Below are 3,027 nucleotides of genomic sequence, written 5' to 3'. Positions count from 1 at the left end.
CTCACCAACCCTGGAAAATAACCCCGCTGATACCTCAACACGTCATTCAGGTAATAGTGCTTAAATGTCCGATAACCGGATAGATGAAACCCCACCATAATGGTCATGATTTCGCTTAGACATAGCGCTCCTTGCCGCCGACGCTGTTTCAGCGATGACTCTAATAAGTGCTGCTCCCATCGTGGTTCAAACTCTTTACAAAATTCGTCACTTGCACAAAAAATCGTTATCGTATCCATTGGAACCTGACTCCTCTCATGATGGAAATTCTTTTCTAAAACCACTTCATCATAAGGAATTCAGGTTCCTTTTACAGCTTTTCTTATGTCGAACTCACGTTATTTACGTTAATAATCTTATCAACATGCTCATCCTGTATTCACATTAATAATCTTATCAACATACTCATCCCATGCAGCATTTGCTAGAAACTCAGCTTCTTTAACTGGAGGTCGGCTTAATATTTCATGGTCGACTGTACGGCTGCATTCCTCATATTTATTGGCACACCATGCAGCTAAGAATGATGAAATAAATTGTGTTTTAAAGGATTCTTCGTTCATTTATACCCTCCAAGATTAATTAATCTTTTCCGCAGAAATTATAGGTACTATTTAAATAAACGATCTTAGCTTACTACTTTTTTGATTTTTTCAGGAATAAAAAAATATAACTTTTTTGGTACAAAGTATTGGCTTATCTTATTCTAATTCGCCTTAAAAAAACCGTATTAAAAACCCAATCAAACGGAGGTTCTCGGCAGATGAGAATCCTTGCGTTTATGCCAGCCAGCACTACCAAAGATCAGAACGATATTATCATCAGAGTAACAGCTGATAAGAGTAATGACTAGCCATCTCATTAATGAAAATCTGCATGCAATCGCCGTTAACATGCGGACCAGGACTGTCCAAGGCCTCAAGGAGGAGACTGGCTGCTCCGTAAGCATAAGTATATTGCTGCGTCACCATGGTACTCACCAGCGAACAATCTGGACGGCGGCACCAGCAATAACATTTGTCCGTAATATGGCTGAAGCGGGCTTTATTCTGAAACATCAAACGGAGTGGGCGATGATCACCCCAGTTAGCTATCATTTCATTTAGCCGTTCCTTAAGTTTTTTTCCAGACCTCCCACAGCACAGCATCTGCTTGCGGATGAGCGGTAGCCGGCGCTAGTTTACGCCAGGCCATGGCAAGCCAGCATTCGATAAATTGCTGAGAGCGCTACGGGCTTGCCAGTTGTTTCTCGATTTTCTTTTTAAGCGGAGGAACAACTACTACGCAGCCTTGAGTCGCGTGCGATTAAGCCTCATTCAGGGTTTGTGTTTCCTACTCAAGCGTGACAATCGAACGATTACGCAGACTCCGTTTTGGTTCGAGGCGCCTCTTCCTCGCAGCGAGCAATTCTACAGTAGCGCCTGCGCTGAGTACACGTCCATCTGACTGAACGACCAATTACCTTCACTGTTTGCTCTATCGACATACTTAATTCCAAGGGAAGCCATACTGCTTGCGATGATCTCAACTCTTCTGCTGTTTTAGCATTTTTCAATAATTCACGCGTCGATACTAATTGATCTATTTTGCTTGCTTTTCGCGCCATAATTTCTTCCTCGCAATGTATGGCTTGTTATTTTGTTTTTTTAATGCTGAATGAAATTATTCCTACAGAAATCTGCTCTTTAGCCGTTAAACATAGATGGCCGGGTAAAAATCAACTACAAAAACAACAACCATGTAAGGATATATATGCTTTTTATAGCTTTATTGATTGATATAAAGCAACGTATTGATAATATTCAAGCAATGTTTTTAATTTTCTATCCTCATATTGAGGAATATGCGCCTCATATTCCTTTTTGGAAAAGGGAAATAGTTTTACTTCTTAACCTGATCTTTCGGTATTCTGCCTTTATGGCATTTCTTAACGAATCACAGGAGGATGAAAGTGAGGCAACAAATAATAGACCCGATTAATAAATCTGTTGACTTGTTTAAAGATGTTTAATCTTTCTGGAGTAGCTTGTCGATTTATCGTTGTCGGCAGAAATACGACTAGCTACTTAATTCATCTTTAACTTCAAAGTCTTCTCTTGGAATTAGAACGTCAAGAAAAGTATTTTTTGCTATTTTTTTCTACTGGCACCGATTGTGGTATGTAGCAGGAATTAATTATTAAGTTACCGACTATCTCCCCTATCTACTTATTCTTACATATAAAGAGAGATTTACAGCTCTGGGAACGATCAAATGATTGAAATCACAGTATGAAGATAAGGCAAATCTAGCTTTTCGTTGATAAAAAGCTTATTCACAATTTCCGTGAATAAGGCTGTGGATAAGTGCTTTATGTCGAGTAAGGGTAATGTTTATTTCGGGTGCTTCAAAAAGATGCAAAAGCTTCACCGAACCTGACTAATAAAATTGTTATAATTACCCTACCACTCGTCAATAACTTGGCCGGTTCTTAATCAAGCCATTTCTAATGTACTTAAGGACGCCTCTAAAAATCCAGAATTCTGAACAAGACCAGGCGAGAACAAAAAATGTTTCCTTGCATATCAGTTATATGTTACGTCAACATTTTTTGTGAACAACGAAGTATTGTGACGAAACAGGGTAAGCAGGCAATCCGCGAAGCGGATACTCGTCAATATGAATTTTTAGAGGTGCCCTTAAAATAACTCACCTCAAAAACAATTTAACCCAATAACTGCCACAAGACCCTTCAGCAATGCCTGGAGCTCAATAATCTGAAAGCATTGAACTTTGCCAGGCGCTCGGTCAAGTATTGACCCTGGGCACTTTGCTTTTTTCTCATCCATCTTATTTTAAGGGTCTTAGGAAGTTAAAGCGGGTTTAGACGTAATAATTTAAGAATTTGAAGATAGAGCTTATCATGTCGATGATTAAAACGAAATTCGGTTTTTTTCAAGTGAAGATAAAAAGTATGCTCAGGCACGCCATTGAATTTTGCCAAATGTCTTTTTGCGAAACTCCAGAAAGATTCGATACCGTTAATAT

Annotated in this window: 4 protein-coding genes and 2 pseudogenes; 2 read left to right on the top strand and 4 right to left on the bottom strand. The window is 39.1% G+C overall.

The window, feature by feature from the left end:
- Together BM283_RS18460 and BM283_RS17500 are read right to left on the bottom strand one after the other, a co-directional pair.
- Positions 1-239: pseudogene (locus BM283_RS18460) on the bottom strand (IS982 family transposase); the annotation flags it as partial.
- Positions 240-368: 129 nt separating this feature from the next.
- Complete coding sequence (locus BM283_RS17500) at positions 369-563, bottom strand: hypothetical protein (protein ID WP_046850506.1); 195 nt, start codon at positions 561-563, stop codon at positions 369-371.
- A gap of 282 nt (positions 564-845) precedes the next feature.
- Between BM283_RS17500 and BM283_RS19140 the strand changes: the two genes are divergently transcribed.
- The gene (locus BM283_RS19140; protein ID WP_175492223.1) at positions 846-1,106 is read left to right on the top strand and encodes a hypothetical protein; all 261 of its coding nucleotides are present in this window, start codon (positions 846-848) and stop codon (positions 1,104-1,106) included.
- A 251-nt stretch (positions 1,107-1,357) separates the two neighbouring features.
- Here BM283_RS19140 and BM283_RS19755 read toward each other — a convergent pair whose 3' ends face one another.
- On the bottom strand, positions 1,358-1,606 hold the full coding sequence (locus BM283_RS19755; protein WP_217646602.1) for a hypothetical protein: 249 nt from the start codon (positions 1,604-1,606) through the stop codon (positions 1,358-1,360).
- Between the two features lie 146 nt (positions 1,607-1,752).
- Here BM283_RS19755 and BM283_RS17485 point away from each other — a divergent pair, with 146 nt between their 5' ends.
- Positions 1,753-1,980: a hypothetical protein gene (locus tag BM283_RS17485; RefSeq protein WP_090695402.1), complete on the top strand. Its 228-nt coding sequence runs from the start codon at positions 1,753-1,755 to the stop codon at positions 1,978-1,980.
- A gap of 871 nt (positions 1,981-2,851) precedes the next feature.
- Here BM283_RS17485 and BM283_RS17480 read toward each other — a convergent pair.
- Positions 2,852-3,027: pseudogene (locus BM283_RS17480) on the bottom strand (IS1595 family transposase); the annotation flags it as partial.

Origin of the sequence: Nitrosomonas sp. Nm34 (assembly GCF_900113925.1) — a bacterium.
Classification (GTDB): Bacteria; Pseudomonadota; Gammaproteobacteria; order Burkholderiales; family Nitrosomonadaceae; genus Nitrosomonas.
The sequence above is the reverse complement of the archived record's forward strand: the minus strand, read 5'-3'. Positions and strand labels throughout refer to the sequence as shown.

What these genes read in the sequence shown, in the direction of transcription:
- BM283_RS19140 (WP_175492223.1), top strand. Translation starts at nt 846, where the DNA reads ATGACTAGCCATCTCATTAATGAAAATCTGCATGCAATCGCCGTTAAC.
- BM283_RS17485 (WP_090695402.1), top strand. Translation starts at nt 1,753, where the DNA reads ATGCTTTTTATAGCTTTATTGATTGATATAAAGCAACGTATTGATAAT.
- BM283_RS17500 (WP_046850506.1), bottom strand. Translation starts at nt 563, where the DNA reads ATGAACGAAGAATCCTTTAAAACACAATTTATTTCATCATTCTTAGCT.
- BM283_RS19755 (WP_217646602.1), bottom strand. Translation starts at nt 1,606, where the DNA reads ATGGCGCGAAAAGCAAGCAAAATAGATCAATTAGTATCGACGCGTGAA.